At 64.7% G+C, this 26,881-nt stretch carries 21 protein-coding genes and 1 pseudogene; 13 read left to right on the top strand and 9 right to left on the bottom strand.

The features are described 5' to 3' along the window. Nucleotides 1–191: 191 nt before the first annotated feature. Nucleotides 192–893, top strand: a complete 702-nt coding sequence (locus tag QXZ85_RS20960; RefSeq protein WP_315703742.1) for a glutamine amidotransferase-related protein — start codon at nucleotides 192–194, stop codon at nucleotides 891–893. A 116-nt stretch (nucleotides 894–1,009) separates the two neighbouring features. Continuing rightward, a complete protein-coding gene (locus QXZ85_RS20955) occupies nucleotides 1,010–1,765 on the top strand; it encodes a class II aldolase/adducin family protein (RefSeq protein WP_315742008.1) in 756 nt (251 codons plus the stop codon). Between the two features lie 76 nt (nucleotides 1,766–1,841). Here QXZ85_RS20955 and QXZ85_RS20950 read toward each other — a convergent pair whose 3' ends face one another. The 4 genes from QXZ85_RS20950 to QXZ85_RS20935 form a co-directional block, all read right to left on the bottom strand. Beyond that, complete coding sequence (locus QXZ85_RS20950; RefSeq protein WP_315767900.1) at nucleotides 1,842–4,151, bottom strand: TonB-dependent receptor; 2,310 nt, start codon at nucleotides 4,149–4,151, stop codon at nucleotides 1,842–1,844. 196 nt (nucleotides 4,152–4,347) lie between these two features. Then, nucleotides 4,348–4,746: a DUF2946 family protein gene (locus QXZ85_RS20945; RefSeq protein ID WP_315767899.1), complete on the bottom strand. Its 399-nt coding sequence runs from the start codon at nucleotides 4,744–4,746 to the stop codon at nucleotides 4,348–4,350. A gap of 196 nt (nucleotides 4,747–4,942) precedes the next feature. After that, complete coding sequence (locus tag QXZ85_RS20940; protein WP_315742010.1) at nucleotides 4,943–6,307, bottom strand: M23 family metallopeptidase; 1,365 nt, start codon at nucleotides 6,305–6,307, stop codon at nucleotides 4,943–4,945. A 100-nt stretch (nucleotides 6,308–6,407) separates the two neighbouring features. Then, entirely contained in the window at nucleotides 6,408–7,124 is a 717-nt protein-coding gene (locus QXZ85_RS20935; RefSeq protein ID WP_316174785.1) for a redoxin domain-containing protein, read from the bottom strand. A gap of 592 nt (nucleotides 7,125–7,716) precedes the next feature. Here QXZ85_RS20935 and QXZ85_RS20930 point away from each other — a divergent pair. Continuing rightward, nucleotides 7,717–11,442, top strand: a complete 3,726-nt coding sequence (locus QXZ85_RS20930; protein WP_316174783.1) for a DUF3971 domain-containing protein — start codon at nucleotides 7,717–7,719, stop codon at nucleotides 11,440–11,442. An 8-nt stretch (nucleotides 11,443–11,450) separates the two neighbouring features. Here QXZ85_RS20930 and QXZ85_RS20925 read toward each other — a convergent pair. The 3 genes and pseudogenes from QXZ85_RS20925 to tyrS all read right to left on the bottom strand — a co-directional run. Next, nucleotides 11,451–11,750, bottom strand: a pseudogene (locus tag QXZ85_RS20925) (chemotaxis protein); the annotation flags it as partial. A 306-nt stretch (nucleotides 11,751–12,056) separates the two neighbouring features. Continuing rightward, entirely contained in the window at nucleotides 12,057–13,304 is a 1,248-nt protein-coding gene (locus QXZ85_RS20920) for an MFS transporter (protein ID WP_315703749.1), read from the bottom strand. A gap of 56 nt (nucleotides 13,305–13,360) precedes the next feature. Further along, nucleotides 13,361–14,614 (bottom strand): tyrosine--tRNA ligase, encoded by a 1,254-nt coding sequence (gene tyrS / locus QXZ85_RS20915; RefSeq protein WP_316174781.1) that lies wholly within the window; start codon nucleotides 14,612–14,614, stop codon nucleotides 13,361–13,363. Nucleotides 14,615–14,784: 170 nt separating this feature from the next. Here tyrS and QXZ85_RS20910 point away from each other — a divergent pair, with 170 nt between their 5' ends. Both QXZ85_RS20910 and QXZ85_RS20905 read left to right on the top strand, forming a co-directional pair. Further along, nucleotides 14,785–15,888, top strand: coding sequence for an anhydro-N-acetylmuramic acid kinase (locus tag QXZ85_RS20910; protein ID WP_315704275.1), 1,104 nt, complete (start codon nucleotides 14,785–14,787; stop codon nucleotides 15,886–15,888). 82 nt (nucleotides 15,889–15,970) lie between these two features. Continuing rightward, a complete protein-coding gene (locus tag QXZ85_RS20905; protein ID WP_315742014.1) occupies nucleotides 15,971–16,648 on the top strand; it encodes a glutathione S-transferase family protein in 678 nt (225 codons plus the stop codon). A gap of 182 nt (nucleotides 16,649–16,830) precedes the next feature. Here the strand turns inward: QXZ85_RS20905 and QXZ85_RS20900 are convergent, their stop codons facing one another. Continuing rightward, on the bottom strand, nucleotides 16,831–17,478 hold the full coding sequence (locus tag QXZ85_RS20900; protein ID WP_315703752.1) for an alpha/beta hydrolase: 648 nt from the start codon (nucleotides 17,476–17,478) through the stop codon (nucleotides 16,831–16,833). Nucleotides 17,479–17,779: 301 nt separating this feature from the next. Here QXZ85_RS20900 and QXZ85_RS20895 point away from each other — a divergent pair, with 301 nt between their 5' ends. From QXZ85_RS20895 to QXZ85_RS20860, 8 genes are all read left to right on the top strand, one after another. Then, entirely contained in the window at nucleotides 17,780–18,940 is a 1,161-nt protein-coding gene (locus QXZ85_RS20895) for a cysteine desulfurase family protein (RefSeq protein WP_315742015.1), read from the top strand. Between the two features lie 84 nt (nucleotides 18,941–19,024). Beyond that, on the top strand, nucleotides 19,025–20,521 hold the full coding sequence (gene sufB, locus QXZ85_RS20890) for a Fe-S cluster assembly protein SufB (RefSeq protein ID WP_315703754.1): 1,497 nt from the start codon (nucleotides 19,025–19,027) through the stop codon (nucleotides 20,519–20,521). 116 nt (nucleotides 20,522–20,637) lie between these two features. After that, entirely contained in the window at nucleotides 20,638–21,390 is a 753-nt protein-coding gene (gene sufC / locus QXZ85_RS20885; RefSeq protein ID WP_315703755.1) for a Fe-S cluster assembly ATPase SufC, read from the top strand. A gap of 20 nt (nucleotides 21,391–21,410) precedes the next feature. Beyond that, a complete protein-coding gene (sufD, locus tag QXZ85_RS20880) occupies nucleotides 21,411–22,727 on the top strand; it encodes a Fe-S cluster assembly protein SufD (protein WP_316174779.1) in 1,317 nt (438 codons plus the stop codon). Beyond that, nucleotides 22,724–23,971: a cysteine desulfurase gene (locus tag QXZ85_RS20875; protein WP_315730014.1), complete on the top strand. Its 1,248-nt coding sequence runs from the start codon at nucleotides 22,724–22,726 to the stop codon at nucleotides 23,969–23,971. The genes sufD and QXZ85_RS20875 overlap by 4 nt, the downstream gene beginning before the upstream one ends. After that, nucleotides 23,968–24,339: an SUF system Fe-S cluster assembly protein gene (locus QXZ85_RS20870; protein WP_315703758.1), complete on the top strand. Its 372-nt coding sequence runs from the start codon at nucleotides 23,968–23,970 to the stop codon at nucleotides 24,337–24,339. Before QXZ85_RS20875 ends, QXZ85_RS20870 begins: the two co-directional genes overlap by 4 nt. Nucleotides 24,340–24,402: 63 nt before the next feature. Continuing rightward, complete coding sequence (locus QXZ85_RS20865; protein ID WP_409977488.1) at nucleotides 24,403–24,807, top strand: HesB/IscA family protein; 405 nt, start codon at nucleotides 24,403–24,405, stop codon at nucleotides 24,805–24,807. 120 nt (nucleotides 24,808–24,927) lie between these two features. Further along, nucleotides 24,928–25,452: a TfoX/Sxy family protein gene (locus QXZ85_RS20860; RefSeq protein WP_315703759.1), complete on the top strand. Its 525-nt coding sequence runs from the start codon at nucleotides 24,928–24,930 to the stop codon at nucleotides 25,450–25,452. A 13-nt stretch (nucleotides 25,453–25,465) separates the two neighbouring features. On the opposite strand, the gene QXZ85_RS20855 is transcribed toward QXZ85_RS20860, so the two are convergent. Further along, complete coding sequence (locus tag QXZ85_RS20855) at nucleotides 25,466–26,536, bottom strand: diguanylate cyclase (RefSeq protein ID WP_315703760.1); 1,071 nt, start codon at nucleotides 26,534–26,536, stop codon at nucleotides 25,466–25,468. Between the last annotated feature and the right edge of the window lie 345 nt (nucleotides 26,537–26,881).

The following is a 26,881-nucleotide window of genomic DNA, read 5'->3' as shown; positions in this document are numbered from 1 at the left end:
GCTGATTGCAGTCTCGTCACAAGTGAGACATGCGCAATCAATTGGGCGGGCTGCGGCGCGCCCTTCTTGTTTTCAGGTGCAGGTTCGCCGACAAGATCACTTCTCTCAATCGTGTCGGAGCTGTCACTCGCGGGGGGGGGGGGGCACATGCTGCACGTTGTCGGCCCTTGCCCATCCATTCAGGGAATCTCATGCCTCGCATCACGATCATCGAAACCGGGCTGGTCCCAGCGCAATATCGCGCGCGCCACGGCTCTTATCCGGCCATGTTCGAACGGATGTTCCGCGCCGAGGATATCTCGATCGAATGCGAGGTTGTCAGTCTCGCGAATGGGGAGCGATTGCCTGAACCCGGCTCGTTGCAGGCGATCCTTATCACCGGCTCTGCCGCAGGCGTCTACGATGGGCTCGACTGGATCGCGCCGCTCGAGGATTTCGTGCGGGCGGCCGACGCGAAGGGCACGCCGATGGTCGGCGTCTGCTTCGGACACCAGCTGATCGCGCAGGCGATGGGTGGCCTCGTCCGCAAATCGGACAAAGGTTGGGGTCTCGGTCGGCACGTCTATCAGGTCTCTCCGGAGAACGGGATCGTCGCGGACCCCCAGCTCGCCATCGCTTGCTCGCATCAGGACCAGGTGATCGCGGCGCCATCCAGCGCCCGCACCATCCTGTCATCGCCGTTCACGCCCCATGCCGGTCTGCTGTACGAGAGCGGCACGACTCTGTCCGTCCAGCCGCATCCGGAGTTCGATGCGGATTATGCTCATGCGCTGTGTGAACTGCGTGCGGGTGTCGCGCCCGATGACGTCGTCGCGACGGCAAAGGCGTCTCTGAGGGAGCCGTTGGACAGCGCCAAGCTGGGTCGAGCGATCACCCGCTTCCTGATGCGGTGAACGCGTCGGCGCGACCGTGCTCATGGCGGTAGCTCCGGGCTATGGGACGCCGCTCGCTTTTCTGTTAGAGTCGCCGCTTCGTCGAACTGCACAACAAGACTGCCCTGGGAGAGAAAATGAATCAGGACGCCGTATACGCGGCCGAGAAGGCCATTCGCATCGATCTCGCCGCCTGCTATCGGCTGGTTGCCCTCTACGGTTGGGACGACCTGATCTTCACGCATATTTCAGCGCGCCTGCCGGGACCGGATCATCAATTCCTGATCAACCCCTATGGAATGATGTTCGAGGAAATCACCGCCTCGAGCCTCGTGAAGATCGGGCTCGACGGCAAGCCCGTCGGGCATTCCGAGTTTCCGGTCAATCCCGCGGGCTTCACGATCCATTCGGCGGTCCACGAAGTTCGCGACGATGCCGGCTGCGTCATGCATCTGCACACGCCGGATGGCACGGCGGTCTCCACCTCGAAGGAGCGCCTGCTGCCGCTGAACCAGACCGCCCAGCTGGTGCTGCCGGAGCTCGCCTATCACGACTACGAGGGGGTTGCGCTCGACCATGACGAACGGCCGCGCCTGCAGCGGGATCTCGGCTCCAAGAACCTGATGCTCCTGCACAATCACGGCACGCTCGCGGTCGGGCGCACGTGCGCCGAAGCGTTCCTGCGGATGTATTTCCTCGAGCGCGCCTGCACCATGCAAGTGCGCACCCGCATGCTCGGCGACATCTCCATGGATCATCCGACCGCGCCGGAGGTGATCGAGAAAAATGCCAAGCTCGCCATGTCCGGCGGCATGTCGCAGCTTGCGGAACGGCTGGTGTGGCCCGCTCTGCTGCGCAAACTCGACCGGATCGACCCGAGCTTCAGGGCATGAGCCGACCTCCTTGCCACTGACGGAGCTGCTCCCCGCGGCCCGCGCCATCACGGCGGCGCGGGCCGCGGGGAGGCTGTCAGAAGTTCACGCTCAGCCTGGCATTGAACGAGCGCCCCGGACCCTTGACGGCGTAGCCGTAGGCCGCCGACGAGCCCATCATCGAGACCACCTTGTAGTCGACCAGGTCGGCGCCGCCGAGCGGCAGGTAGTAGTTCTGGTCGAACAGGTTGTCGATGCCGAGGTCGATCCGCGCATGCTGCCACTGGTAGCCGGTGCGCAGGTTGACCAGGGCGTAGCCGGGCGTCGTCAACTCATTGTGGACCTGGCTGACGACGTCCTTGGAGCCGACGAGCTGCAGCTCGATGCTGCTGGTCCAGCTGCCGAGCCGGTGGTCGAGCGCGAGCTTCGCGTTGATCGGCATCATGTGATAGAGGTCGATGCCGTCGGTGCGCTTGCCGCGGACGTAGCCGATGAGACCGCGGACCTGACCCTGGCCGTAAATGAGGTCATCCCAGACCGTCAGTCGTCCCTCGACATTGACGCCATAGAGCGTCGCGTCATGATTGGCGAACTGCAGATAGACGAAGCCGTTGTTCGCTGTCAGATTAGCCGGATTGTTGGCAAGACAGCTTGCGGTGCCGCAGCGGTCGACGTCGATATAGTCCTGCACGTAGCTCGCATAGGGCGTCACCTTGACGTCCCAGATCTTCTGCGCCGGATCGTGCCAGCCGGCGGCGAAGCTCACCGTGTGCGCCTTCTCCGGCTTGAGGTCGAGATTGCCGACATAGCCGTTGCCGTCGCCGAACCAGCCGATCATCTGCATCGCCATCGCGTCGGTCGACCAAGCGTATCGCTCATAGAGGTTGGGCGAGCGGGTCTTGCGCGCGAAGCCGAGCTCGTACTGGCTGACGTCGTTCGGCTCGTAGCGGAGCAGCGCGGAGCCGTCGAGATGGATGTCGGTGCGGGCGCGGTCGCTGCCGTTGAAAGCGGCGGCGTCGGCGCCGGAGGTCATCGCGTTGTAGCCCTGCACGTTGCCGGTGTTCATCCACACCACGTCGTTGCGCAGGCCGATGATCGAGGTCCATTGCCGGTCCCAGTGCCGCTCCCATTCGACGAAGGTGCCGACGCGGTCACGGGTGCCGCCGTTGATGTTGATGAAGGTGTTCGGGCCCATCATCATCGATCCCGCGACCGGACTCCACCAATCATCCAGCCGGTTCAGCGCGAGCTCGTTGCCGACCCGCAACAGGTCGTGGCCGGAGACCGGAATCGTGGCCTTGACGGCGTAGCCGGTGTCGAGCCCCTTGGTGTCCATCGGCATGTCCGCCACCTTGTCGGGTGCGATGAAGCCCATGGTGTGCCGGATCTGGTGAACGAAGGCGCTGGCCTCGAGCTTGCCCCAGTCGAACACGCCCTCGTAGCGGCCGTTGGCGAACAGACCTCGGTTGTAAACCATGTCCATGTACTGGTTCACATAGCCCTGATACGGGATGAACTGGCCGCCGACCTGGAAGGTGAAGAGGTTGCCGAAGGTCTGCTTGGAAACGCTGATGGCGTGGTTCTGCGTCTCGTACAGCGTCGACTTGATGGTCGAACCGTCGCCGGCCTTGTAGTTGCCGGAGCGGACCCAGCCGCCGGTATAGGTGATGCTGGTGTCGCGGTTGGCGACCGTGGCGCTCGCATCGACGCCGTAGGCGTTGCCGTTGCTACGGAAGAAGCTCGACAGCTGTGTGCTGGTGATCCAGCCCGCGGTCTCCGGCGCGAAAGCCGGTGGCGCTGTGGTGACGTCGATGCGGCTGCCGACATAGTCGCCACCGACCGAGACCGGACCGATGCCGAGATAGGCGCGCATCTTCGCGACCATCGCCGGATTGACGAAGGACAGCGGCGGATTCATCTCGTTGGGGCAGGCCGGGCTGATCAGCATCGAGTTGATCGCGACCTGCAGACGGTCGGCGCCGAAGCCGTTGATCGCGGGCAGGCTGGAGACACCGCCGGCGCCCCAGGTGGCGCCGCCGGGAAGATCGGTGACGAGGGACGCGGAATCGCTCGACGACAGCGCGCGCTGGACGCCGGCCTGCGGCGGCAGCGTGGTTGCGCCGATCGGCGGCGCGGTACGCTCGTCCCGTGTGGCCGTGGTTGCGGCGGGCGCCGTGGTGGGCTGCGCGTTCGCCGCCGGGTGCGGCTTGCGCTTGGCCCGGCGCGGCTGGGGCGCATTGACGGTCACCGTCGGCAACCGGTCGGCGGTTTGCGCGCGGGCAGCCGTTGCAAGCGGCGGCACCAGCGCGGTGGTCGTGAGCAGCGCCGGCGCGAACAGCGCGGCGGTGGCGAGCAGGAGCGGGCGTCGATGGCCCGTGGATGGATATGACATAAATGGATGTGACATGGACGGACTTCGAAAAGCTGTCGCGCAAGGTGCTTGCGCATCGGAACGGGGCCGGGCGCGCGATGGGCCGCGTCCGGCGGATGAAACGGGAACGTGGTTGCGGCGCGTGCAGACGCATGCGGCACCGGCGGGGTGCCGCTGTCGGCTGCGAGGCGAACGCTGGATGGTGAGATGATGGCGGGAGCGGTCCGTCCGCTCAGGCCCGCTCTGGCACCCTTGCAGGCGGCGCGCGGGCGCGATGCGAGGAGTGGACCTCGGCGAGCTCGATGCGCGGCGCGGCGACGATCTCGAAGACGATCCCGAGTGTGCGGCGGAGCGTGACTGCGGGCGCATCCGGCGGTGGCAGCAGCGCAAAGGCCGGCATGACGCAGAGCGGGCAATGCGCGGCGCCCTTCACCGGCCCCGGTTCGCGGGAGGATGCGTCGTCACCGGCCAGCGCCTGGGTGTGGCAGATCTCGCCGAACGCGTAGTTCAGGTCTGGCGGCAGCCAGGCATTCAGGGTCAGCGCGAGCGTGAGCTGCAGCGCGATCACATAGGCCATCGCGCAGGCGATGATGCCCGCGCCCAAGCGCTGATGTGAATGATGATGACGCACAGCCCTAATCCCCTGGCGGGAATGATTAGCACATCTCGGAGCGGAGACGCGTCGCGTGCGAGGTTCGACCGGCGAAGGTCGCAGCTTGTGGCCGGATCGCCACAGGCGTTCGTCCCCCGCAAAGCTGTATAGCTGTGCAGTCCGGCGTAACGAGACGGAGCTGGATGGTTGAGGATGGTCGTTCGGAGCAGAGCCGCTATCCCGCGCTCAGCCGCACGCCGGCGCGCAGGAATTTCTGCGGGTCGACCGCCTCGCCGTCGATGCGGGTCTCGTAGTGGAGATGCGGGCCGGTGGAGCGGCCGGTCGAGCCGACCTCGCCGATCACTTCGCCGATTCTGACCTGCTGGCCGATATGCACGTTGATCTCGGAGAGATGTCCGTAGCGCGTGGACAGGCCGTTGCCGTGATCGACCTCGACCATGCGGCCATAGCCGCCGGCCCAGCCGGCCGACACCACCTTGCCGTTGGCGGTGACGCGCACGGGATCGCCGGTCTGGGCGCGGAAGTCGAGGCCGGTATGCATCGCGGGCCGTCCGAGGAAGGGATCTGAGCGAACGCCGAAGCCCGAAGTGAACTCGACCTCGCCGACCACGGGCTTGCGATAGGGCACCAGCGACAGCGTGCGGTTGAGGCGCTCGACCTGGGCGCGGGTGATGTTGATGCGGTAGAGCTGGCGCTCGAACGGGCCGGACTCTGCGTTGAGCTTCACGGGAACGAAAGGCCCGCCCATCGGCGGGCCCTTGGGAGCGGCGGCTTCGAGTTGTGCCATGTCGAGGCCGAGATCGGTGATCACGCCGCGCATCCGTCGCAGCCGCGATTCCATGCTCTCCTCGGCCGTGTTGAGCATCGCGATCTGCCGCGCCTCGACCTGGTCGAGCGAGCGCTGCAGCTTGGTCAGGACATTCTCGACGCCGTTCAGCTTGGCGAATTGGTTCGGCTGCGCGTTGGGCATCAATGGTGTGCGGGATTCGAGCCGTGCCTCGCGGTCGGGCGGCGCCCTGAAGATCACGGTGTCGCTGATCGGCGATGGTTTCGGCGTCGCGTTCGCCGGTGTCGTCTCGGACGCGCTGCTGCGCGCCTGCGGCCGGATCGTGCCGGTGATATCGGGAATGCTGCCGAGCGTCGCGGCGCGGCTCTCCAGCGCGGCCTGGCGCTTCAGGATCTGGTCGAGCTTCTGGTCGAACTGCTCCTGGTCGAGCAGTTGACGGCCGGTCGCACGATCGACCTTGGCGCGCAGGTCGGCGATGCGATCCTCATAGGCGTATTGCATCTCAGCCTGACGGGCGATCAGGCGGGTCAGCACGTCGTCGCGGAAGGCGAAATAGGTCGCGGTGGCTGCCGACCACAGACCGAGCAGCGTGACGGTCCCGACCACGATCCAGAACACCACCGGCCCGATGCGAACCTGCTTGCCAGCATGCAGTAGCGTGTAATCGCTCTTGGACGCGGCAGGGGCGGACGCCGGCTGACTTGTCGGAACGCGCCGCGCTTGCAGGGCGCGACTGCGATCATGGGCATGATGATGGGGGTATTCGGCATGATGGCCGGAACGATGCGACATCGGCACTCCCGCGCCGGTCGGATCGTGCAGTCCTACGGCTTTACAGCTGCCGATTTGACCCACCCATGGTTAATATTATCTCAATGGAGCCGGGCGGGTCTTAAAGCTCCTTCGCTGCGGCGAGCACTGCATCGGCATGGCCATCGACCTTGACGTTGCGCCAGACCTTGGCGATGCGGCCGTCGCGGCCGATCAGCACGGTGCTCCGGATGATGCCGAGGAATTTGCGGCCGTAGAGGGATTTCTCGCCCCAGGCGCCATAGGCCTCGAGCATCTCGTGACGTTCGTCGGAGACGAGCGGAACCGAAAGGGCGTGCTTGTCGCGGAAATTGTCCTGCGCCTTCACGCTGTCGGCGGAGACGCCAAGCACCACTGTTCCACTGTCGGCGAACGCCTGGGCCAGGCGGGTGAAGTCGATCGCCTCCTTGGTACAGCCGGGCGTATTCGCCTTGGGATAGAAGAACAGCACCAGCTTCTGGCCGGCATAATCGGCGAGCGAGGCGGTTCCGCCGCCATCGCGCGGCAGTTTGAAGCCAGGCGCCTTCATGCCGGGTGCCAGACCCGCTGGGCTCGGCGCGGATTCGCTGGTCGGCTTCGCGGCGGAGGTCTTTTTGACAGTGGCCTTGACGGGCGGCATGGCGGCCTTGTTACCGGCCTTGGCCGGCGTTTTCGAAGATGCGCCGGACTTCGCGGCAGACTTGACGCCTCCGGACTTCGCGCTGCCGGACTTGACCTTGCTGGACTTGGCGACCGCCTTGGCGGCGAATCTGGCAGGGCCCGAGGTTTTTGAAGATTTCTTACGTGATTGCTTTGACATACGCCTTCCTTTCGACGCTTTCCGCGGATCAATCATGGCCGTGTGCGAATCCTTGTCCGGCGCGCTGGCGCGGATTGGCACGCGCTTTCCGAAGCTCGCGAGAATCACTGCCGCGGATTTTAATCGAACTTCGGAGAGTGGACCTGGAACGTGGCCCTCGAAAGTCGTCCTGGGACAGTCGTCCTTGGAAATCGTCCTTAAAACATCGGCCTAGAAACGTCGTCCTTAAGTCGTGGTGCCCACAACCGTCTCGCTAAACCATCTCGTTCCGCTCACCGATCGGAGTTCCCGGGACGACGCAGCCAAGTGAAGCCGAGTGAGGGCTTCCGGGGAACTTCGGATCGATGGCAGGAGTCGCTGGGCAAATCTGACGCCGGCGAGGTATGGTGACAAGGATTTCGGCGCCTTGCCGGCCGCGCTCGTCGAGCGGGCCGTCGGCACCCGGCGAATGAGCAACAGGACCAGTCAAGGATCGGGGGCGATGTCGGCAGAGAACCCCTCGCTACCTGTCAACGGGCGAGGCCGAACCTGCGACCGATCTGGTACGTACCAGGCTGGTTGCGACTCAACTGACACGCGACGCCGAGAGGCAATGGCAAGGAATACGTCTCCCCAACGGCCCCATCTGCAGGCGGAGACCCAGGCCGGGCACTGGAACGATGCCGGCTGGGATCACGCGCATGCGCCGGACGATCATCCGGTCGAGGACCGCGACCACGACGACGTCGTGCGCCACCACCGCGCGCGGCGCCTGCTGGCGGGCTCGAACTCGCGACTGCGTTTGCTGACGAGCGGACCCGCGGCGCTGCGCCGCTGGACCGGCGAAGGCGGCTGGGGGCGGCGGCTCCTGGCCGCGATCACCACGCTGATCGTGTTTTTCTCCGTAAGTTTCGCCGGCCTGTGGTGGCGCTTGGGGATGGGGCCGATCAATCTCGACATCGTCACGCCCTGGCTCGCAACCGCGATCGAGGACAATATCGGTCATGGCAACACCGTCGAAGTCGGCGGCACCCAGATCGAACGCGCAGGGCGGGTCCATATCGCGGTGCGGATCCGTGATGTCGTCGTGCGCGATCAGGATCATGCCGTGGTCGCGAGCGCGCCCAAGGCCGAGGTGCGGCTCTCCGGTGCGGCGCTGCTGATGGGCCAGCTGCGCGCCGAGAGCCTGAAGCTGGTCGACGCCGAGCTGGCGGTCCGCATTGCGCCCGACGGCACCGTTACGGTGTCGACCGGGTCCGCCAACAAGCCGCTGGCGACCGGCGTCGCCTCCAAGCGCGATGCTGGCCTGCCGCCGACCTTCTCGCGCGTGGACAGCGGCGCGGCGAGCGCACCCGGGGCTGCGGCGGCCTCGCAAGGCGGGAACGAACCGGCGGCCGCCACGCCACCGGCAGGCGCTGCGCAGGCCAATGCGCCGAGCGGGATTTTGGCTGGGCTCGACTGGCTGGACAGCTTGAGTCTCAGCGGGCTCGACGGGCAGAACCTCAACGAGATCGGGCTGAAGAACGGCGTGCTGGTCGTGGACGACCAGCAGCGCGGCAACAAATGGACGTTCGAGAACATCAGCCTGAGCCTGCGTCGGCCAGCCGGCGGCGGCGTCGCGCTCAGTGTCGGCGAGGAGGGCGCCAAGCCCTGGTCGCTGCGTGTTACCATCGGTGCGCCGTCGAACGGCGTGCGCACGGTCGACGTCAAAGCCGACCAGGTGTCGACCAGCAACATCCTGCTGGCGCTGCGGCTGAAGGACCTCACCTACATGGCCGATCTGCCGCTGTCCGGCGAGGTCAAGGGTGAGCTCGGCCGTGACGGGCTGCCGACCTATCTGGGCGGCAAGCTGACGGTCGGCGCCGGCACCGTCATCGATACCGATACGCCCGATTATCCGATGCCGATCGATTCGGCGGAGCTGAACCTGGAATGGGATGCTGGCCGCCGGGTGCTGGTCGCGCCGTTCAAGATCGTGTCCGGTGCCAATCGCATCACCTTGCTCGGCCGTCTCGAGCCTCCGGATGGCGCGGTCAACGACTGGCGTCTCGGCCTCTCCGGCGGGACGATCCTGCTCGGCGGCATCGAGAACGAGCCGCCTTTGATCTTCAATCGCATCTCGATCGGCTTCCGATTCGATACCCAAGGCAAGCGCGTATTGCTGACGCAGGCCGACATCTCCAACGGAGAGATTGGGGTCGCCGGCACCGGCAGCATCGACTATTCGGGCGAGCCGCAGATCAAGCTCGGCTTCGCCGGCACGCCGATGTCGGCGACCGCGATGAAGCGGCTGTGGCCGGCGTTGATCGTCCCGGAGGTTCGGGCCTGGGTCATCGACCGCATCGAGCGCGGCTCGCTGCAACGTATCGACGTCGCCCTCAACTCGCCGGTGAAGAATCTGCCGCGCAAGGGGCCGCCGATTCCCGACGACGGTCTCGAGATCAACATCTTCGCCACCGGCGTGAGCGTGCTTCCCGTCGACGGTCTGCCTCCGGTGCACGACGCCGATCTGAGGGCGCATGTGACCGGCCGCACCGCGACCGTCACTATCGGCCAGGGCGTGGCGGACACGCTCGCCGGCCGCAAGATCAATTTCTCCGACGTCGTGTTCGAGGTGCCGGACATGGCGCCGAAGCCGCCGCCGTCGCGGCTGCGCATGCGCGTCGACGGCCAGGTCGCCGCTGCGGCCGAGATTCTCGCGTCCGACCGGCTGAGCGATTTGTCGGCGACGCCGATCGATCCGAACACCAGCAAGGGAACCTTCTCGGCCAACATCAATCTCGCGATGCCGGTGAAGGGCGAGCTGACCAAGACCGACACCAGCTACGTGGTGACGGCCGATCTGACCAACTTCTCCGCCGAGAAGGTGGTGATGGGCCAGAAGCTCGAGGCGAGCACGCTGAAGATCGCCGCCAACAACCAGGCCTATCAGGTCAAGGGCGACGTCAAGATCAACGGCCAGCAGGCCTCGCTCGACTATCGCAAGCCGGCCGACGGCGACGCCGACATCAAGCTGCAGGCGACGCTCGACGATGCCGGCCGCGCGCGGCTCGGCATGGATTTCGGATCGGCGCTCAGCGGCAACATCCCGCTCAAGCTCAATGGCAAGATTGCTTCCTCCAGCGATCACGACAGCAAGATCGCTGTCGAGGCCGATCTGACCCAGGTCAAGCTCGACAACGTTCTGCCCGGATGGGTGAAGCTGCCGGGCAGGGCCGGCCGTGCCACCTTCAACGTGGTGAGCAAGCCGCAATCGACGCGGTTCGAGGACATCGTCATCGACAGCAGTGGCGCCTCGATCAAGGGCTCGATCGAGGTCGACCAGAACAGCGATGTGACCAACGCCAATTTCCCGACCTATGCCCCTTCGGACGGCGACAAGGCGCAGCTCAAGGCCGAGCGAGGCCAGGACGGCGTGCTCAAGGTGACGATGCGTGGCGACGTGTTCGACGGCCGCGGCTTCATCAAATCGACCATGTCCGGCAAGGACACCGACAAGACCAAGTCCAAGGGCATCGACATCGACGCCGACGTGAAGCTCGGCGCGGTCGCCGGCTTCAACGGTGAGGCGCTGCGCAGCGTCGACGTCAAGCTGTCGCGGCGCGGCGGAGCTTTCAAGAGCTTTACGCTTGCCGGCAAGATCGGGCGCGATACGCCGGTCGCTGCGGATCTGCGCGTCGGCCGCGACGCTCCGGTTTCAAGTCAGCGTGCCGGCCGCGCGCAAGGCCGCGAGGTGATCTATCTGCAGACCAACGACGCTGGCGCGTTCCTGAACTTTACCGACACCTATACCAAAGTGATCGGTGGACAGCTGGAGCTCGCGATGGAGCCGCCGACCGCTGATACCAGCCCGAAGGAAGGGCTGATCAACATGCGCGACTTCACCGTCAAGGGCGAACAGGCGCTCGACCGCGCAGTCGCCGGCGGCGGCATCGGCAGCGGGCAGGGCATCGGCTTCAGTGCAGCGCGTGCCGAGTTCACGCGGCAACCGGGCCTGTTGCTGGTCAAGGACGGCATCGTGCAGGGGCCAACGATCGGCCTCACGATCGAGGGCAATATCGACTACAACGCCAACCAGGTGCGGATGAACGGCACCATCATCCCGGCCTATGGGCTGAACAACATCGCCGGCCAGATTCCGTTGTTCGGGTTGTTCCTGGGCAACGGCAACCGGGAAGGTATGTTCGGCGTGACCTATGAGGTGGTCGGTACGCCCGGCAAGCCGGTGGTGCGCGTCAACCCGATCTCGGCGATCGCCCCCGGCGTGTTCCGCAACATCTTCCGGTTCGATACCGGCAAGCAGCCCTACGCGCCGCCAGAGATCCCGCCGAACAATTGATCGCGCTGCTACGCGGCACGCACGCCGGCGAGGAAGGTGTTCACCTCGGCTGCGAGTTGCTCGGCCTGCTTGGACAGATTGGTGGCCGCACTCAGCACGTGACCGGCGGCACCGCCGGTCTCGTTGGCCGCGGTCGAAACGCCGCCGATATTGGCGGTGACCTCGCGCGTCGCCTGCGCCGTCTGCGTCACGTTGCGGGCGATCTCGGCAGTGGCCGCGCCCTGTTCCTCGATCGCCGAGCCGATGGTGGCGGCGATCGCCGAGACCTCCTCGATGGTCGAGGTGATGCCGTCGATCGCACCGACCGCGGTGTGCATTTGCGTGATGCGATCCTCCAGCATGCGGGTGCGGCTGAGCCAGACCGAGACGGCAACGATCGCGAGTACGGTCAAGGCAGCGAGGATCACCATGCTCGCGAGCTTGGTGCGGATCTTCATGCGGCTGAGCAGAGCCATGGCTTCCTCGTCAAGATTATTTTGACGAACGAACGACCATCAATCCTCTTACTAATCGTGAATGTGGCCCACTTCTTGCGTGTCCATTAGACGGACGCTGGGCCGTACTGCGGATGCGGCGCGCAATTCCTTGTGCGGCTCACACGTGAGTCGTCCGAACTAATTGCGCAAGGCCGGAACGACGAGAAACGGGATCATGCCTATGACGACGCTGACCAATGCGAGCACGAGCAGCGTATTGTAGCTGTGGGTGACATCGTGGATGACGCCGCCGGCCCAGGAGCCGAGTGCTGCACCGAGACTCGAACCGATGGTGATGGTGCCGTAGATCGTGCCGAGCCGCTTGCCGCGAAAGATCTTCATTGCAGTTGCTGACAACAGCGGACCGCGTGAGCCGATCATGCTGCCGAAGCAGATGACGAAACCGGTCAGCAGCCAGATGTTCGGCGCCCATTGCAGTGCCCACAGCATCAGGATGCCGGAGATGGACAGCGCGTAGGAGAACAGAACCGACGGCCTGCGCCCGATCACGCCGTCGAGCCAGGAGACGCCGAGCATGCCGAACAAGAGCGCCACGCCGGAGAAACCCCAGGCGGTCGCGGCGTGCAGCGGCGGAAAGCCGGCGTCGATCAGATAGGCTACGACCTGCGGCGCGATCGAAAACATTCCGATCGCCGTGAAGAAGAAGGTCGCGAACAGCGCCCAGAATGCGTGATGACGCAGCGCCCGCAGCAAGGTCCAGCCGTCATCGCCCAGTTCGATGCTCATCGGACGCGTGATATGCGAGGCGCCCCTGGCGAACACTCGCCACGGCAGCAGCAACAGCGGCACGAGCAGGGCGAGCGCGACGGCGCCAAACAGGTGATAGGCGCTGCGCCAGCCGATGTGGTCGATCAGGAGCTGCGACGCAGGCAGCAGGATCAGCACGCCGGCGCCGGTGGCTGAATAGATCACCGACATGGCTGTCGGCAGTTTCGGTCCGAACCAGCGCCCGAGCAGGATCGAGTTCGGCACCAGTCCGATCAGCGCGACACCGGCGCCGACGCAGAGGCCGAGCGAGAGCTGGAATTGCCAGAGTTGCCAGGCGGAGGCGGCGATCAGGAAGGCCGTGCCGAGCAGCAGCAGGCCGAGGGCGTAGACGGCGCGAGGGCCGGAATGATCGAACAGTCGGCCGATCAGCGGCGCAGCCAGCCCGCCGGTCAGCGCCGCGAGCGAATAGATCGAGACCACTTCGGCGCGGTCCCAGCCCAGGCTTTCGGAAATGGGCTTCAGGAAGACGGTGAAGCTCTCGGCGAGCCCACGTCCAAGCACCGACAGGGCAAAGCACAGGGCCAGCACGACGAGCCCCACGCGCGCCGGCTGCGCCGGGGCTGGCGATGCGTCCTCCCCAAAAGCTTTTGTTTTCATGGCTGCCAGGGGGCCGCAGATTGGGCGCCCTGGCAAGCCGCGAAAAGCGAATGCGCCTATGCAGGCTTGATCAGGACGTGGCGCTTCTTGCCGAGCGAGAGCTTGATCACGCCCTCGCTGGTCAGCTCTTTCGGCGTCAGCACCATCTTCTCGTCCGTCACCGGCGTGTCGTTGACGCGCAGGCCGCCGCCCTTGATCTGGCGCCGCGCTTCGCCGTTGGAGGCGACAAGGCCGGCCTTGACGAATGCCGCCAGGACGCCGAGCCCAGCTTCGAATTCGGCTTGCGGAACCTCGACCGTCGGCAGGTTCTCGGCGATCGCGCCTTCCTCGAAGGTGCGGCGCGCCGTCTCCGCCGCGGTCCGCGCGGCCTCTTCGCCGTGCAGCAGAGCGGTGGCGGCGTCCGCGAGCGCCTTCTTGGCCTCGTTGATCTCGGCGCCCTGCAGCGCGGCGAGCTTGTCGATCTCGGCGAGCGGCAAGGTCGTGAACAGCTTGAGGAAGCGCGCGACGTCGGCGTCCTCGGTGTTGCGCCAATATTGCCAGAATTCGTACGGGCTGCATTGATCCGCATTCAGCCAGATCGCGCCCTGCGCGGTCTTACCCATCTTGGCGCCCGAGGCCGTCGTGAGCAGCGGCGTGGTCAGTGCGAACAGCTGCGGCGTGCCCATGCGGCGGCCGAGCTCGACGCCGTTGACGATGTTGCCCCACTGGTCGGAGCCGCCCATCTGCAGTCGGCAGCCGACCCGGCGCGACAGCTCGACGAAGTCATAGGCCTGGCAGACCATGTAGTTGAACTCGATGAAGCTCATCTCCTGCTCGCGCTCAAGCCGCAGCCGCACGGAGTCCATGGTCAGCATGCGGTTGACCGAGAAATGCCGGCCGATGTCGCGCAGCATCTCGATCCAATTCAACTTCGTCAGCCACTCCGCATTGTCGAGCATGGCTGCATCGGTCGCTCCGTCGCCGTAGCGCAGCACCTTGGCGAACACGCCGCGGATGCTGGCCTTGTTGGCCTCGATCTCCGCGACTGTGCGCATCGCACGGGTCTCGTCCTTGCCGGAGGGATCGCCGACCATGGTGGTGCCGCCGCCCATCAGGGTAATCGGCTTGTTCCCGGTCTGCTGCAGCCAGTACAGCATCATCATGGTCAGGAAGTTGCCGATATGCAGCGACGGCGCGGTACAGTCGTAGCCGACGTAAGCGGTGGCTTCGCCCTTGGCCGCGAGCGCGTCGAGGCCCTCGAAATCCGAGCACTGGTGAATGAAGCCGCGGCTCTGCAGCACGTTGAGGAAATCGGACTTGAACGCAGTCATTTATCGACGACTCTGAAGAATGTTGTTTACGCTGATCTGCGCAAATCGCGGCGAGATTTGCGGCGGCGGCGCGTGCCGTGGGCTTATAAGAAGCGGGCGGCTTGCACAAGCCGCGACCTCGATTTGGCCGTACTCGGCGCAAAAGGTGGGCCTTTTCAGGTTTGATGACGATGATTCTGACAACGCTGGGTCTGATGAGCGGTACCTCGCTGGACGGGGTCGACGTGGCCCTGCTCGAGACGGACGGCCGCCGGATCAAGGCGTTCGGCCCAACCGGCTACCGGCCCTATAGTGGGAGCGAGCGCAGCCTGTTGCGGCAGGCGCTGGCCGAGGCCGTGCATCTGGAGCGACGCGAGGCGCGCCCGGGTGTCCTGCGTGCCGCCGAGCATGCCGTGACCCTGGCGCATGCGGAGGCGGTGGCCGCCTTCCTTGCGCAGAACCGCCTGACCGCCCAGGACCTCGACATTGTCGGCTTCCATGGCCAGACCGTGCTGCATCGGCCGGAGCGGCGGCTGACCGTGCAGATCGGCGACGCGCAGGCCCTGGCCAAGGCGATCCATATTCCCGTCATGTCCGACTTCCGCGCGGCCGATGTCGAGGCGGGCGGGCAGGGCGCACCATTCGTGCCGGTCTATCACCGCGCCTTGGTGCAGTCGCTGCAGCGTGAGGGCCCCACGGTCGTCGTCAATATCGGTGGGGTCTCCAACATCACCTATATCGATGGCGACCAGACGCTGATCGCCTGCGATACGGGGCCGGGCAATGCGCTGCTCGACGACTTCATGTTCCGGCGCGTCAGCCAGGCCTTCGACCAGGACGGCCGGATGGCCGCGCAGGGCACGGCCGACGAGGCATGGGTAGCGCGCGCGCTGGCGCTGCCGTTCTTCAGGCTGCCGCCGCCGAAATCGCTCGACCGCAATGACTTCGCGGCGCTCACGCTGGGTGACGTGTCGCCGGCCGATGGCGCCGCCACGCTGACGGCCTTCACCGTCGCGGCGATCGCAGCAGTCGTGCCGCTGCTGCCGAAGGTACCGCAGAGTTGGATCATCTGCGGCGGCGGCGCCCGCAACTTCACCATGATGCGGATGCTGCGCGAACGGCTAGCGCCCGCCACGGTAGAGTCCGCCGACGCGTTCGGCTGGTCGGCGGATGCGATCGAGGCGCAGGCCTTCGGATTTCTCGCCGCGCGCGGTATGAAAGGCCTGCCGCTCAGCTATCCCGCCACGACGGGCGTGCCGATGCCGATGACCGGAGGCGTGATCGCACGGCCGTGATTTTGATGTCGATGCATCCTTCTTGACCATTTCATGCGAATGCATTTAATTTGATGCATCTGCATGAAATGCGAGGATCAAAATGGCCGCCGCGCTGAAGCTGATCAGCCACAAGCTGTGTCCCTATGTGCAACGGGCGGTCATCGCCCTGACCGAGAAGGGCGTCGCCTTCGGGCGGATCGATATCGATCTCGCCGACAAGCCGGACTGGTTCCTGAAAATCTCGCCGCTCGGCAAGGTGCCGGTGCTGACGGTGGCGACCGCGACTGGCGAGGTGGCGCTGTTCGAGAGCAACGTGATCTGCGAGTACATCGAGGAGACGCAGCCGGGACCGAAGCTGCACCCGGCTGACGCACTCGATCGGGCCCAGCACCGCGCCTGGATGGAATTCGGCTCGGCGATCCTGTCCGATCTCTGGGGACTGGAGACCACGACGGACGCCGCGATTTTCGAGGCCAAGCGGCAGGCCCTGGTTGCGAAATTTGCACGGGTCGAAGCGGCGTTAGATGCGGGACCGTTCTTCGCGGGTGAAAGTTTCAGTCTGGTCGATGCGGTGTTCGCGCCGATCTTCCGCTATTTCGACGTCTTCGATGAGTTCGGCGATCTTCACGTGTTTGCCGATACGCCGAAGCTGCGGGCTTGGCGTGCTGCGCTGGCGCGACGCCCCAGCGTGAAGGCAGCCGTCGGCGCCGATTATCCGACGCTGCTGCGCGCCTTCCTCGTTCGCCACAACGCCTATCTGTTGCAACGGGCGGCGTAACGCAGCGTTGCGTCTCGACGTGTTGGCGATCACCCCCAACTGTCATCCCCGGCTTGACAGAGGCGATCCATTATTCCGAGACGGCGGTGACCAACTGTGATGCGTATTGGATCAACCGCTTTCGCGGGTGATGAGAGCGGAGGATGCGGCGCTCGTGAGTATGACCGCCGCTCCGCCCGCGCTCAGCGCACGTTGGCGAGCCGCATGTCGAGATAGGCCGTGATGGTTTCCATCAGCGGCTCGAGCTTGCCGTCGAAGAAGTGATTGGCGCCGGGAATGATCTGCTGATCGATGACGATGCCCTTCTGCGTCTTCAGCTTCTCCACCAGCGTGTTGACGTCCTTCGGCGGCACCACGGCGTCCTTCTCGCCATGGACGATCAGGCCCGACGAGGGGCAGGGCGCCAGGAAGGAGAAGTCATAGAGGTTGGCGGGCGGGGCGATCGAGATGAAGCCCTCGACCTCCGGGCGGCGCATCAGAAGCTGCATGCCGATCCAGGCGCCGAAGGAGAAGCCGGCGACCCAGCAGGCACGCGCCTCGGGGTTGATGGTCTGCGCCCAGTCCAGCGCCGAGGCGGCATCCGACAACTCGCCGGTGCCGTGGTCAAACGCGCCCTGGCTCCGGCCGACGCCGCGGAAATTGAAGCGCAGCACCGAGAAGCCGCGATGAGCGAAGGCGTAGTAGCACTGGTACACGATCTGATGGTTCATCGTGCCATGGAACTGCGGATGCGGATGCAGGATCATCGCAATCGGCGCGTTCTTCTGCTTGGCCGGATGATAACGGCCTTCGAGACGGCCCGCCGGACCGTTAAAGATGACTTCAGGCATCGGTGAACCCTTGAGAACCCTTGGCAAATATCGCGCGACGTCGTGCTAGCTTCGGCCGGCGCGACCGCCGACGAATGTTGCAGGAGAGCGGCGACTGAAGCGCCATCCGGTTGCGGATTGCGGAGGGCGCTGTCGTGAATAGAAGGACGCCTTCTAGCATGCTGGCAGGGGCCAAAAGCAAGAATTTTCAACATCCGGCAATGCATTCAAGGCGTTAGCTCCCCAAATAGGCAGAGCGTGTCGAATGCGACGAGCCGCATGAGCCGGTGAGTTGGAGTCGCAGCGGAAGATGGAATGCGAAATGCCCGAGCGCGTCTATTTCGATTGGAACGCCACCACGCCCCTGCGGCCCGAGGCCCGGGCCGCGATCACGGCGGCGCTCGATCTCGTCGGCAACCCCTCCTCGGTGCATGCCGAGGGACGCCAGGCGCGCCGGCTGGTGGAGGAGGCGCGCGAGTCGATCGCGCGGGCCGTGGGGGGCTTGCCGCGGAACGTGGTCTTCACCTCCGGAGGCACCGAGGCCAATGTGCTGGCGCTCAGTCCCGGCTTGCGGGCGCCGGCTGGACCGGTTCAGCGGCTCCTGGTGTCGGCCATCGAGCACGCCTCGGTCCTGGCTGGCGGCCAGTTCGACCCGGGAGCGATCCGCACCATCCCGGTGGTCCCGTCCGGTGTCGTCGATCTGGAGCGGCTGCGCGCCATGCTGGCTGGGCCGCCGGCTCTGGTCTCGGTGATGGCCGCCAACAACGAGACCGGCGCGCTTCAACCGATTTTGCAGGTTGCGGAGCTCGTTCGTGAGGCGGGCGGGCTGCTGCACGTCGATGCGATCCAGGCATTTGGCAAAGTTCCTTTTCGTATCAACGATGTGGGGGCGGACCTTGCGACGGTTTCTGCGCACAAGATCGGCGGGCCGAAGGGCGTCGGTGCCCTCGTGCTGGGGGCCGGGATCGATGGGCCGCCGGCGCTGTTGCGCGGCGGCGGCCAGGAGCGCGGGCGCCGGGCCGGAACCGAAAATGTAAGTGGAATCTTAGGGTTTGGGGCGGCGGCGAAAGCGGCGATGGCGGCGCTCGAAACGGATCAGGCGCGCATTGGCGCCTTGCGCGATCGCCTCGAAAGCGGCTTGCGGCAGACGCCTGGCGTGACGGTATTTTCGTCCGATACAGCGCGGCTGCCGAACACCACGCTGTTCACGGCCCCTGGTCTGAAGGCGGAGACGGCGGTGATTGGCTTCGACCTCGCCGGCGTCGCGGTGTCTTCCGGCTCGGCCTGCTCCTCCGGCAAGGTCCAGCCATCCCACGTCCTGGAAGCCATGGGCATCAGTTCCACTTTGGCACAGGGAGCGGTGCGCCTCAGTCTGGGCTGGTCCACGCGAACCGATGACGTGGATCGGTGCCTGGAGGCTTGGCGAAGGCTTGCCGGGACCTTACTTAAACTGAGTAGCGAAACCCAGCTTGAACGATTCTAGGCAGGTGATTTCGCCCGCGAAACGTCGTAAGACGGTTCCGTAAGATGTCCACCGCGGTCCTTGAAACCGCGAGCGGAGGAATGAATGGCAGCCGTGCAAGAGACGGTCGACCGCGTCAGGCGGATCGACGTCGACCAGTATCGTTATGGGTTTGAGACCCTGATCGAGTCCGAGAAGGCCCCCAAGGGGCTTTCGGAAGACACCATCCGCTTCATTTCGGGAAAGAAGAACGAGCCGGCCTGGATGCTCGAATGGCGGCTGGAGGCGTATCGCCGCTGGCTGACCATGACCGAGCCGACCTGGGCGCGCGTCGACTACCCGAAGATCGATTACCAGGATCTCTATTATTATTCGGCGCCGAAGCCGAAGAAGCAGCTCTCCTCGATCGACGAGATCGATCCGGAGATCCTGAAGACCTATGAGAAGCTCGGCATTCCCCTGCGCGAGGTCGCGATCCTCGAGGGGGTCGAGCCCGTGCCCGGCGCCGGCAGCCCGGAGAGTCGCAAGATCGCGGTCGATGCCGTGTTCGACTCGGTCTCGGTCGCGACGACATTTAAGGAGGAGCTGAAGAAGGCCGGCGTGATCTTCATGCCGATCTCCGAGGCGATCCGCGAGCATCCGGAACTCGTGCAGAAATATCTCGGCAGCGTGGTGCCGACCTCCGACAACTTCTTTGCGACGTTGAACTCGGCCGTGTTCTCCGACGGCTCGTTCGTCTACGTGCCGCCGGGCGTGCGCTGCCCGATGGAGCTGTCGACCTATTTCCGCATCAACGAGCGCAACACCGGCCAGTTCGAGCGCACGCTGATCATCGCCGACAAGGGCTCCTACGTCTCCTATCTCGAAGGTTGCACCGCGCCGCAGCGCGACGAGAATCAGCTGCATGCAGCCGTGGTTGAGCTGGTCACGCTCGATGACGCCGAGATCAAATACTCGACCGTGCAGAACTGGTATCCGGGCAATTCGGAAGGCAAGGGCGGCATCTACAACTTCGTCACCAAGCGTGGCGATTGCCGCGGCGCCAACTCCAAGATCTCCTGGACCCAGGTCGAGACGGGATCGGCGATCACCTGGAAATATCCGAGCTGCATTTTGCGCGGCGATAATTCGCGTGGTGAATTCTACTCGATCGCGATCTCCAATGGCTATCAGCAGGTCGATAGCGGCACCAAGATGATCCATCTTGGCAAGAACACGACGAGCCGGATCATCTCCAAGGGCATCGCGGCCGGCAAATCGCAGAACACCTATCGCGGCCTCGTCACCGCGCATCGCAAGGCGAGCGGCGCGCGCAACTTTACCGCCTGCGACTCGCTCTTGATCGGCGACAAATGCGGCGCGCACACCGTGCCCTACATCGAAGCCAAGAACTCCTCTGCCGTGTTCGAGCACGAGGCGACGACCTCGAAGATCTCCGAGGACGTGCTGTTCTACTGCGTCCAGCGCGGCTTGAGCCAGGAGGAGGCGGTCGGGCTGGTCGTCAACGGCTTCGTCAAGGATGTGCTGCAGCAGCTCCCGATGGAGTTCGCGGTCGAGGCGCAGAAGCTGATCTCGATCTCGCTCGAAGGCTCGGTCGGATAGACCTTGTTGCAGGACGGCGCGGCCGTCCCGCACATACTTTCACATAGATCTCGCGACCTTCGTCCTTTGAGACCGCCTCCGGCGCATGCAGGACGAGGAACAGACGGAAGACAACGATGCCATTGCTCGAAATCAAGAACCTGCAAGTCCGCGTCGAGGAGCGTGAAATCCTCCATGGACTGTCGCTGACCGTGAACGAAGGCGAGATCCACGCCATCATGGGGCCGAACGGCTCCGGCAAATCGACGCTCAGCCATGTGATCGCAGGTAAGCCCGGTTATGAGGTTACCGGCGGCGAGATCCTGTTCAAGGGCGAGGATCTGCTTGCGATGGAGCCGGACGAGCGCGCCGCCAAGGGCGTTTTCCTGGCCTTCCAATACCCGGTCGAAATCCCCGGCGTTGCCACCATGACCTTCCTGCGCACGGCGCTGAACGCGCAGCGCAAGGCGCGCGGCGAGGAGGAGTTCTCGACCCCGGATTTCCTGAAGAAGGTGCGCGAGACCGCGAAGTCGCTCGGCATTCCGCAGGACATGCTCAAGCGCGGCGTCAATGTCGGCTTCTCCGGCGGCGAGAAGAAGCGCAACGAGGTGCTGCAGATGGCGCTGTTCCAGCCCTCGCTCTGCATTCTCGACGAGATGGATTCCGGTCTCGACATCGATGCGCTGCGCATCGCCGCCGACGGCGTCAACGCGCTGCGCTCGCCCGAGCGCGCGATGATCGTGATCACGCACTACCAACGGCTGCTCAACTACATCGTGCCCGACGTCGTGCATGTGATGTCGAAGGGCCGCGTGGTGAAGAGCGGTGGCAAGGAGCTGGCGCTTGAGCTCGAGGCCTCCGGCTACGCCCAGTTCGAGGACGCGGCGTAAACCGCGCGAATAGGTTTGTGATGACCGTTGCTTTGGTAAAGAACGACTCCGGCAATGCGGCGAATGGCATCTTTGCCGCCGCGCAAAACCGGCTGCCCGGGACGGGCAGGGTCGCCGATCTCAGGCGTGACGCTTTCGCCGCGTTCGAACGCGCGGGCCTGCCGCATCGGCGCGTCGAGGAATGGAAATATACCGATCTGCGCGCGCTGATGCGCGAGTTGCTGCCGCTCGCGCCCACGCCTGACGCGGCCGCTCTGGCGCGCGCCAAGGCAGCGCTGGCTCCTGTTGCGATCGATGGCGCGATCAAGTTGGTGCTGGTCGATGGCGTTTTCGCAGCCGAGCTGTCCGACAACGTCGCGGCGGGCGTCAGCCTGCGGACGCTGCATAAGGTGCTGGAGAACGAAGCCAACGAGGCCCGCGGCGATCTGTTGCTGACGACCTCGACCGATCCGATGATCTCGCTGAATGCGGCGCTGGCGACCGACGGCGTGGTGGTTGGAATCGCTGATGGCGTACAGCTGCCGGGGCCGTTGCAGATCATCCATGTCGCGACGGCTGCGAAGTCGTCGCGCTCCACCCGCTCGCATCTGCAGATCGGCAAGGGCGCACGCGTGACCCTGGTCGAAACCTGCGTGGCGGCCGAAGGCGCCGCCGCCTATCAGGCCAACGATGTGGCCGTGATCTGGGTCGGCGACGGGGCGGAGCTGTCGCATATCCGGCTGATGCGCGATGCCACTGACGCGGTCAATATCAGTTCGGAACTGATCACCGTCGGCGCCAAGTCCAAGCTGAACCTGTTCAATATGACCAGCGGCGGTGCCGTGAGCCGGCTGCAGGCCTTCATCACGCTGGCAGGCGAGGGCAGCGAGCTCACGATCAACGGCGTCAACCTGCTGCGCGACAAGCAGCACGGCGACACCACGATCGTGGTCGACCACGCCGTGCCCGGCTGCACCAGCCGGGAGAACTTCCGCGCCGTGCTCGACGACCGCGCGCATTCGGTGTTCCAGGGCCGCATCATCGTGCGTCCGGATGCGCAGAAGACCGACGGCAGGATGATGACGCGGGCGCTGCTTCTGTCCGACGAGGCCGAGGCCGACAACAAGCCGGAGCTCGAGATCTTCGCCGACGACGTCTCGTGCGGCCATGGCGCGACCTCCGGTGCGCTCGACGAGAGCCTGTTGTTTTACTTGCGCGCGCGCGGCCTGCCCGAGAAGCAGGCGCAGGCGCTGCTGGTCCAGGCCTTTGTCGGCGAGGCGATCGAGGCCATCGAGGACGAGGGCTTGCGCGAGCGTATCATCGATGCCGCGCAACATTGGTTGGAGGCCCGCGCATGAGCACGCATCCGGCGGTCGCCAATGGCGCCTATGACGTGAATCGCGTGCGCGCCGATTTCCCGGCGCTGTCGCTGCAGGTCTACGGCAAGAAGCTCGTCTATCTCGACAATGCGGCCTCGGCGCAAAAGCCTGCCGCTGTGCTCGATCGCATGACCCAGGCCTACACGTCCGAATATGCCAATGTGCATCGCGGCCTGCACTACCTCGCCAATGCGGCGACCGAAGCCTATGAGGGCGGCCGCGCCAAGGTCGCGCAATTCCTCAATTCGCGCCGGCCTGAGGAGATCATCTTCACCCGCAATGCCACCGAGGCGATCAACCTGGTCGCCTCGTCCTTCGGCGCGCCGAATATCGGCGAAGGCGACGAGATCGTGCTCTCGATCATGGAGCATCACTCCAATATCGTGCCGTGGCACTTCCTGCGGGAGCGGCAGGGGGCGGTGATCAAATGGGCACCTGTAGATGACGACGGCAATTTCCTGATCGACGAGTTCGAGAAGCTTCTGACCGATCGCACCAAGCTGGTTGCGATCACCCAGATGTCGAACATGCTGGGCACCCTGGTGCCGGTCAAGGAGGTCGTCCGAATCGCGCACGCCCGCGGCATCCCCGTGCTGGTCGATGGCAGCCAGGCTGCCGTGCATCTGGCGATCGACGTACAGGACATCGACTGCGACTTCTACGTCTTCACCGGCCACAAGCTGTACGGTCCGACCGGCATCGGCGTGCTGTACGGAAAATACGATCTGCTCGCCGCGATGCGTCCCTATAACGGCGGCGGCGAGATGATCCGCGAAGTCACGCGTGACTGGGTGACCTATGGCGATCCCCCGCACAGGTTCGAGGCGGGCACGCCGGCGATCGTCGAGTCGGTCGGGCTGGGCGCTGCGATCGACTATGTCAATTCGATCGGTAAGGACCGCATCGCCGCGCATGAGCACGATCTGTTGACCTACGCCGAAGCGCGGCTGCGCGAGATCAATTCGCTGCGGCTGATCGGCACGGCCAAGGGCAAGGGGCCGGTCATCTCGTTCGAGATGAAGGGGGCGCATGCGCACGACATCGCCACCGTGATCGACCGCCAGGGCGTCGCGGTGCGTGCGGGCACGCATTGCGTGATGCCGCTTTTGGAGAGATTCAACGTCACAGCGACCTGCCGGGCGTCGTTTGGGATGTACAATACGAAAGAAGAAGTCGATCAACTGGCGCAGGCCCTGATGAAGGCGCGGGATTTGTTTGCATGAGCGACACAGCCGAAGTCAAAACCCAGTCGGTGGAAACCCATTCGGCCTTGCCGCCGGAAGAGACCGAGCGGCTCTCGCGCGAGATCATCGCGGCGTTGAAGACGGTATTCGACCCGGAAATTCCGGCCGACATCTATGAGCTCGGCCTGATCTACAAGGTCGATATCAAGGACGACCGCAGCGTCGATGTGGTGATGACCTTGACGACGCCGAATTGTCCGGCGGCCGGCGAGTTGCCGACCATGGTCGAGAACGCGATCGCGAGCGTGCCGGGGGTCGGCATCGTGAGCGTCAACATCGTCTGGGAGCCGCAATGGACGCCGGACCGGATGAGCGACGAAGCGCGGCTCGTCCTCAATATGTGGTGAGGCGTAATCAGGCACGGACTTTGAATGAACAGGCGGGATTGATCGACCGCCGGGATTGAGCACATGAACACGATGACGAACACACAAGCGAGCCTTGCCGGGAAGCCGAAGCCGCGGCCCCGCCCGCAGGTGATGAGGCTGACGGACGCCGCGGCGGCGCGCATTCGCGAACTGATGAGCCGAAGCGATTCCGAGATCGTGGGCCTGCGCGTCGGCGTCAAGAACGGCGGCTGCGCCGGACAGTCCTACACGGTTGAATATGCCCATGAGATCCGGCCCACCGACGAGGTGGTCGAGGACAAGGGCGTCAAGATCCTGGTCGATCCGAAGGCGGTGCTGTTCCTGCTCGGCACCGAGATGGATTACAGGGCCGACAAGATGCAGGCCCAATTCGTGTTCAACAACCCGAACCAGATCAGCGCCTGCGGCTGCGGCGAGTCGGTGCAGCTCAAGCCGGCCGAGGTGTGACGCGTCAGGGCGGATTCCCGCCTTGTCGTGTTTCGGACATTGACAATCGCTCATCGTGGAGACGACAACCGCAGCAGGGGCCGGTATCGCATGCCCGGCGCGCAATGAGCGGTGGACGCGATGGACCGCGAATTCCTGGCTGATCTGTTTGCCAGTTTTGGGCCGGTGACGATCCGGCGGATGTTTTCAGGTTTCGGCATCTCCGCCGATGGCATCAATTTCGCGCTGGCTTTGCGCAGCGGGCTTTATCTGCGCGCGGACGAAGAGACCATCGGAGCGTTCGAGGCGGCCGGCTCCAAGCCGTTCCAATATCAGACGCGGGCGCGCACCATGACCGTGGGGTCATATTGGGAGGTGCCGGCCCATCTGTTCGACGATGTCGAGGAATTCGCCACATGGGCAAAGGCGGCCTTCGCCGCGGCACAACGGGCCGCGCTGAAGAAACGGAGCAGGGCGCGCCGGCCCGCTGCGAAGAAGGATGGGGTGAGCGCGAAGAGCCGGCCGGCAAAGAAGGCGGCATCCGGACGCGCGGGATCCGGCAAGGCACGCACGACGAAAAAGGCGGCCGAGCCACCAAAAAAGCGGTCAGCCAAACGATCCCCGACGACGAAAGCCGCGAAGCGAGCTCGCAAATCCGCTTCTTGAGGCGATCATCTGCTCAACAGGCGACTTGGCCCTGCGTTTGAGCGACATATTCCGGATCGACTTCGCAGATCACCCGGTTGCGGCCACTGCGCTTGGCGGCATAGAGGCAGGCGTCGGCGCGTTCGATCAGAGCGTCGGTGTCGTCGCCCGGCTTGAGCATGGACACGCCGACCGAGATGGTGACGCGGCCGAGAACCTCCCCGGTCGATTTTTTCTTCAATTCCTTTGCCATGACCGCGCGGCGAATCTGGTCCGCGACGGTGAGGGCCTGCCGGAGGGCTGTATTCGGCAGCACCACTGCGAATTCCTCGCCGCCATAGCGCGCCGTGATGTCCTGGCCCTTGATCGCCTGTTTCAGCGACAAGCCGACCAGGCGAAGCACCTGATCTCCGGTGAGGTGGCCGTAGGAATCGTTGAACGACTTGAAATGATCGATGTCGAACATCAGCAGCGAGAGCGGCAGGCAGGTCGCCTGCGCCGTCTCCACGGCCATGTCGATCATGCGGTCGAAATATTTGCGATTGCCGAGACCGGTGAGCGGATCGGTCAGGCTCTCGGCCCTGATCGCTTCCAGACTTTGCTGCAGGTCGCTGATCTCGGTCTTCGAGAGCGACAGGCGTTGTTCGAGCGCCCGGTTCGTCTCGCGCATTTCGCGCGTCGATCGGGCGAGCGCTTCGACGATCTCGAACAGCTGCTCGCGACTGGTCACGGAAGCAAGCTTCTGGTCCGCCTCCGCAAGGCTCGCATCATAGCTCGCGGTGATCCCGAGCGTATCCGTGATCAGGTTCATCACATCGTCGATCTCACCGATCACGCGTGCGCCGACCTTGTCGATGCGGTCGGTGGTCTTCTGCTGGGAAAGATAAGTCTCGTAGAGCTGTTCGAGCTCCGGCTCTCCCAGCTTGCCGCTGCGGGCCAAGGTCTCGTTGATGATCTGGTTGAGCGAGGCGTTGTAGCCGGTGGCGTAGACGTACCAGATCTCATAGTTGCGCGGCGTAGCGGTGTGGCGCAGCAACTTGATTTGGCTGAGCGCGACATCGGCGAAGGCCAGCGTGCGTTCGTATTCGTCAAGCACATTGACCACTACGAGTCCCTCACAATTCGCCTGCCGCGAGCAATCAATAAATATGCAGGCAAGTTAGTGGACGAGAGTGAATCAGGGGTAAACAGATGCCGGGGTGCTTCCAGGCATTATCGCGCGATGGAATGGCGCGCGCCAAACCGGCGCCGCGGCCAGCGCGGTTGGCCTATCACGTTCAAGCTGCAACGGAAGCGAGCGGAGCGCGGCTGAAGCCGAAACCTGACGACTATAACATAAGTTAGTCCGCGCCTCTGGTCAGATGACGCGCTCAGGTGTTCGGCCGCTTGGCTCCTCGGAGATGATCCGGACAAGTCTCATCGGACGGTGTCGGCGTGCGATGCGTCGATG

The sequence above is a fragment of the Bradyrhizobium sp. SZCCHNGR1005 genome (assembly GCF_032489995.1).
Taxonomy (GTDB): Bacteria; Pseudomonadota; Alphaproteobacteria; order Rhizobiales; family Xanthobacteraceae; genus Bradyrhizobium.
The sequence above is the reverse complement of the archived record's forward strand: the minus strand, read 5'-3'. Positions and strand labels throughout refer to the sequence as shown.

Excerpts from the sequence above, each read along its gene's own strand:
- QXZ85_RS20895 (WP_315742015.1), top strand. The coding sequence starts at position 17,780 with ATGCCCGAGCGCGTCTATTTCGATTGGAACGCCACCACGCCCCTGCGG.
- sufC (WP_315703755.1), top strand. The coding sequence starts at position 20,638 with ATGCCATTGCTCGAAATCAAGAACCTGCAAGTCCGCGTCGAGGAGCGT.
- QXZ85_RS20870 (WP_315703758.1), top strand. The coding sequence starts at position 23,968 with ATGAGCGACACAGCCGAAGTCAAAACCCAGTCGGTGGAAACCCATTCG.
- QXZ85_RS20910 (WP_315704275.1), top strand. The coding sequence starts at position 14,785 with ATGATTCTGACAACGCTGGGTCTGATGAGCGGTACCTCGCTGGACGGG.
- QXZ85_RS20950 (WP_315767900.1), bottom strand. The coding sequence starts at position 4,151 with ATGTCACATCCATTTATGTCATATCCATCCACGGGCCATCGACGCCCG.
- tyrS (WP_316174781.1), bottom strand. The coding sequence starts at position 14,614 with ATGACTGCGTTCAAGTCCGATTTCCTCAACGTGCTGCAGAGCCGCGGC.
- QXZ85_RS20865 (WP_409977488.1), top strand. The coding sequence starts at position 24,403 with ATGAACACGATGACGAACACACAAGCGAGCCTTGCCGGGAAGCCGAAG.
- QXZ85_RS20955 (WP_315742008.1), top strand. The coding sequence starts at position 1,010 with ATGAATCAGGACGCCGTATACGCGGCCGAGAAGGCCATTCGCATCGAT.
- QXZ85_RS20860 (WP_315703759.1), top strand. The coding sequence starts at position 24,928 with ATGGACCGCGAATTCCTGGCTGATCTGTTTGCCAGTTTTGGGCCGGTG.
- QXZ85_RS20960 (WP_315703742.1), top strand. The coding sequence starts at position 192 with ATGCCTCGCATCACGATCATCGAAACCGGGCTGGTCCCAGCGCAATAT.
- QXZ85_RS20940 (WP_315742010.1), bottom strand. The coding sequence starts at position 6,307 with ATGTCGCATCGTTCCGGCCATCATGCCGAATACCCCCATCATCATGCC.
- QXZ85_RS20930 (WP_316174783.1), top strand. The coding sequence starts at position 7,717 with ATGGCAAGGAATACGTCTCCCCAACGGCCCCATCTGCAGGCGGAGACC.
- QXZ85_RS20875 (WP_315730014.1), top strand. The coding sequence starts at position 22,724 with ATGAGCACGCATCCGGCGGTCGCCAATGGCGCCTATGACGTGAATCGC.
- sufD (WP_316174779.1), top strand. The coding sequence starts at position 21,411 with ATGACCGTTGCTTTGGTAAAGAACGACTCCGGCAATGCGGCGAATGGC.
- QXZ85_RS20900 (WP_315703752.1), bottom strand. The coding sequence starts at position 17,478 with ATGCCTGAAGTCATCTTTAACGGTCCGGCGGGCCGTCTCGAAGGCCGT.
- sufB (WP_315703754.1), top strand. The coding sequence starts at position 19,025 with ATGGCAGCCGTGCAAGAGACGGTCGACCGCGTCAGGCGGATCGACGTC.
- QXZ85_RS20935 (WP_316174785.1), bottom strand. The coding sequence starts at position 7,124 with ATGTCAAAGCAATCACGTAAGAAATCTTCAAAAACCTCGGGCCCTGCC.
- QXZ85_RS20920 (WP_315703749.1), bottom strand. The coding sequence starts at position 13,304 with ATGAAAACAAAAGCTTTTGGGGAGGACGCATCGCCAGCCCCGGCGCAG.
- QXZ85_RS20905 (WP_315742014.1), top strand. The coding sequence starts at position 15,971 with ATGGCCGCCGCGCTGAAGCTGATCAGCCACAAGCTGTGTCCCTATGTG.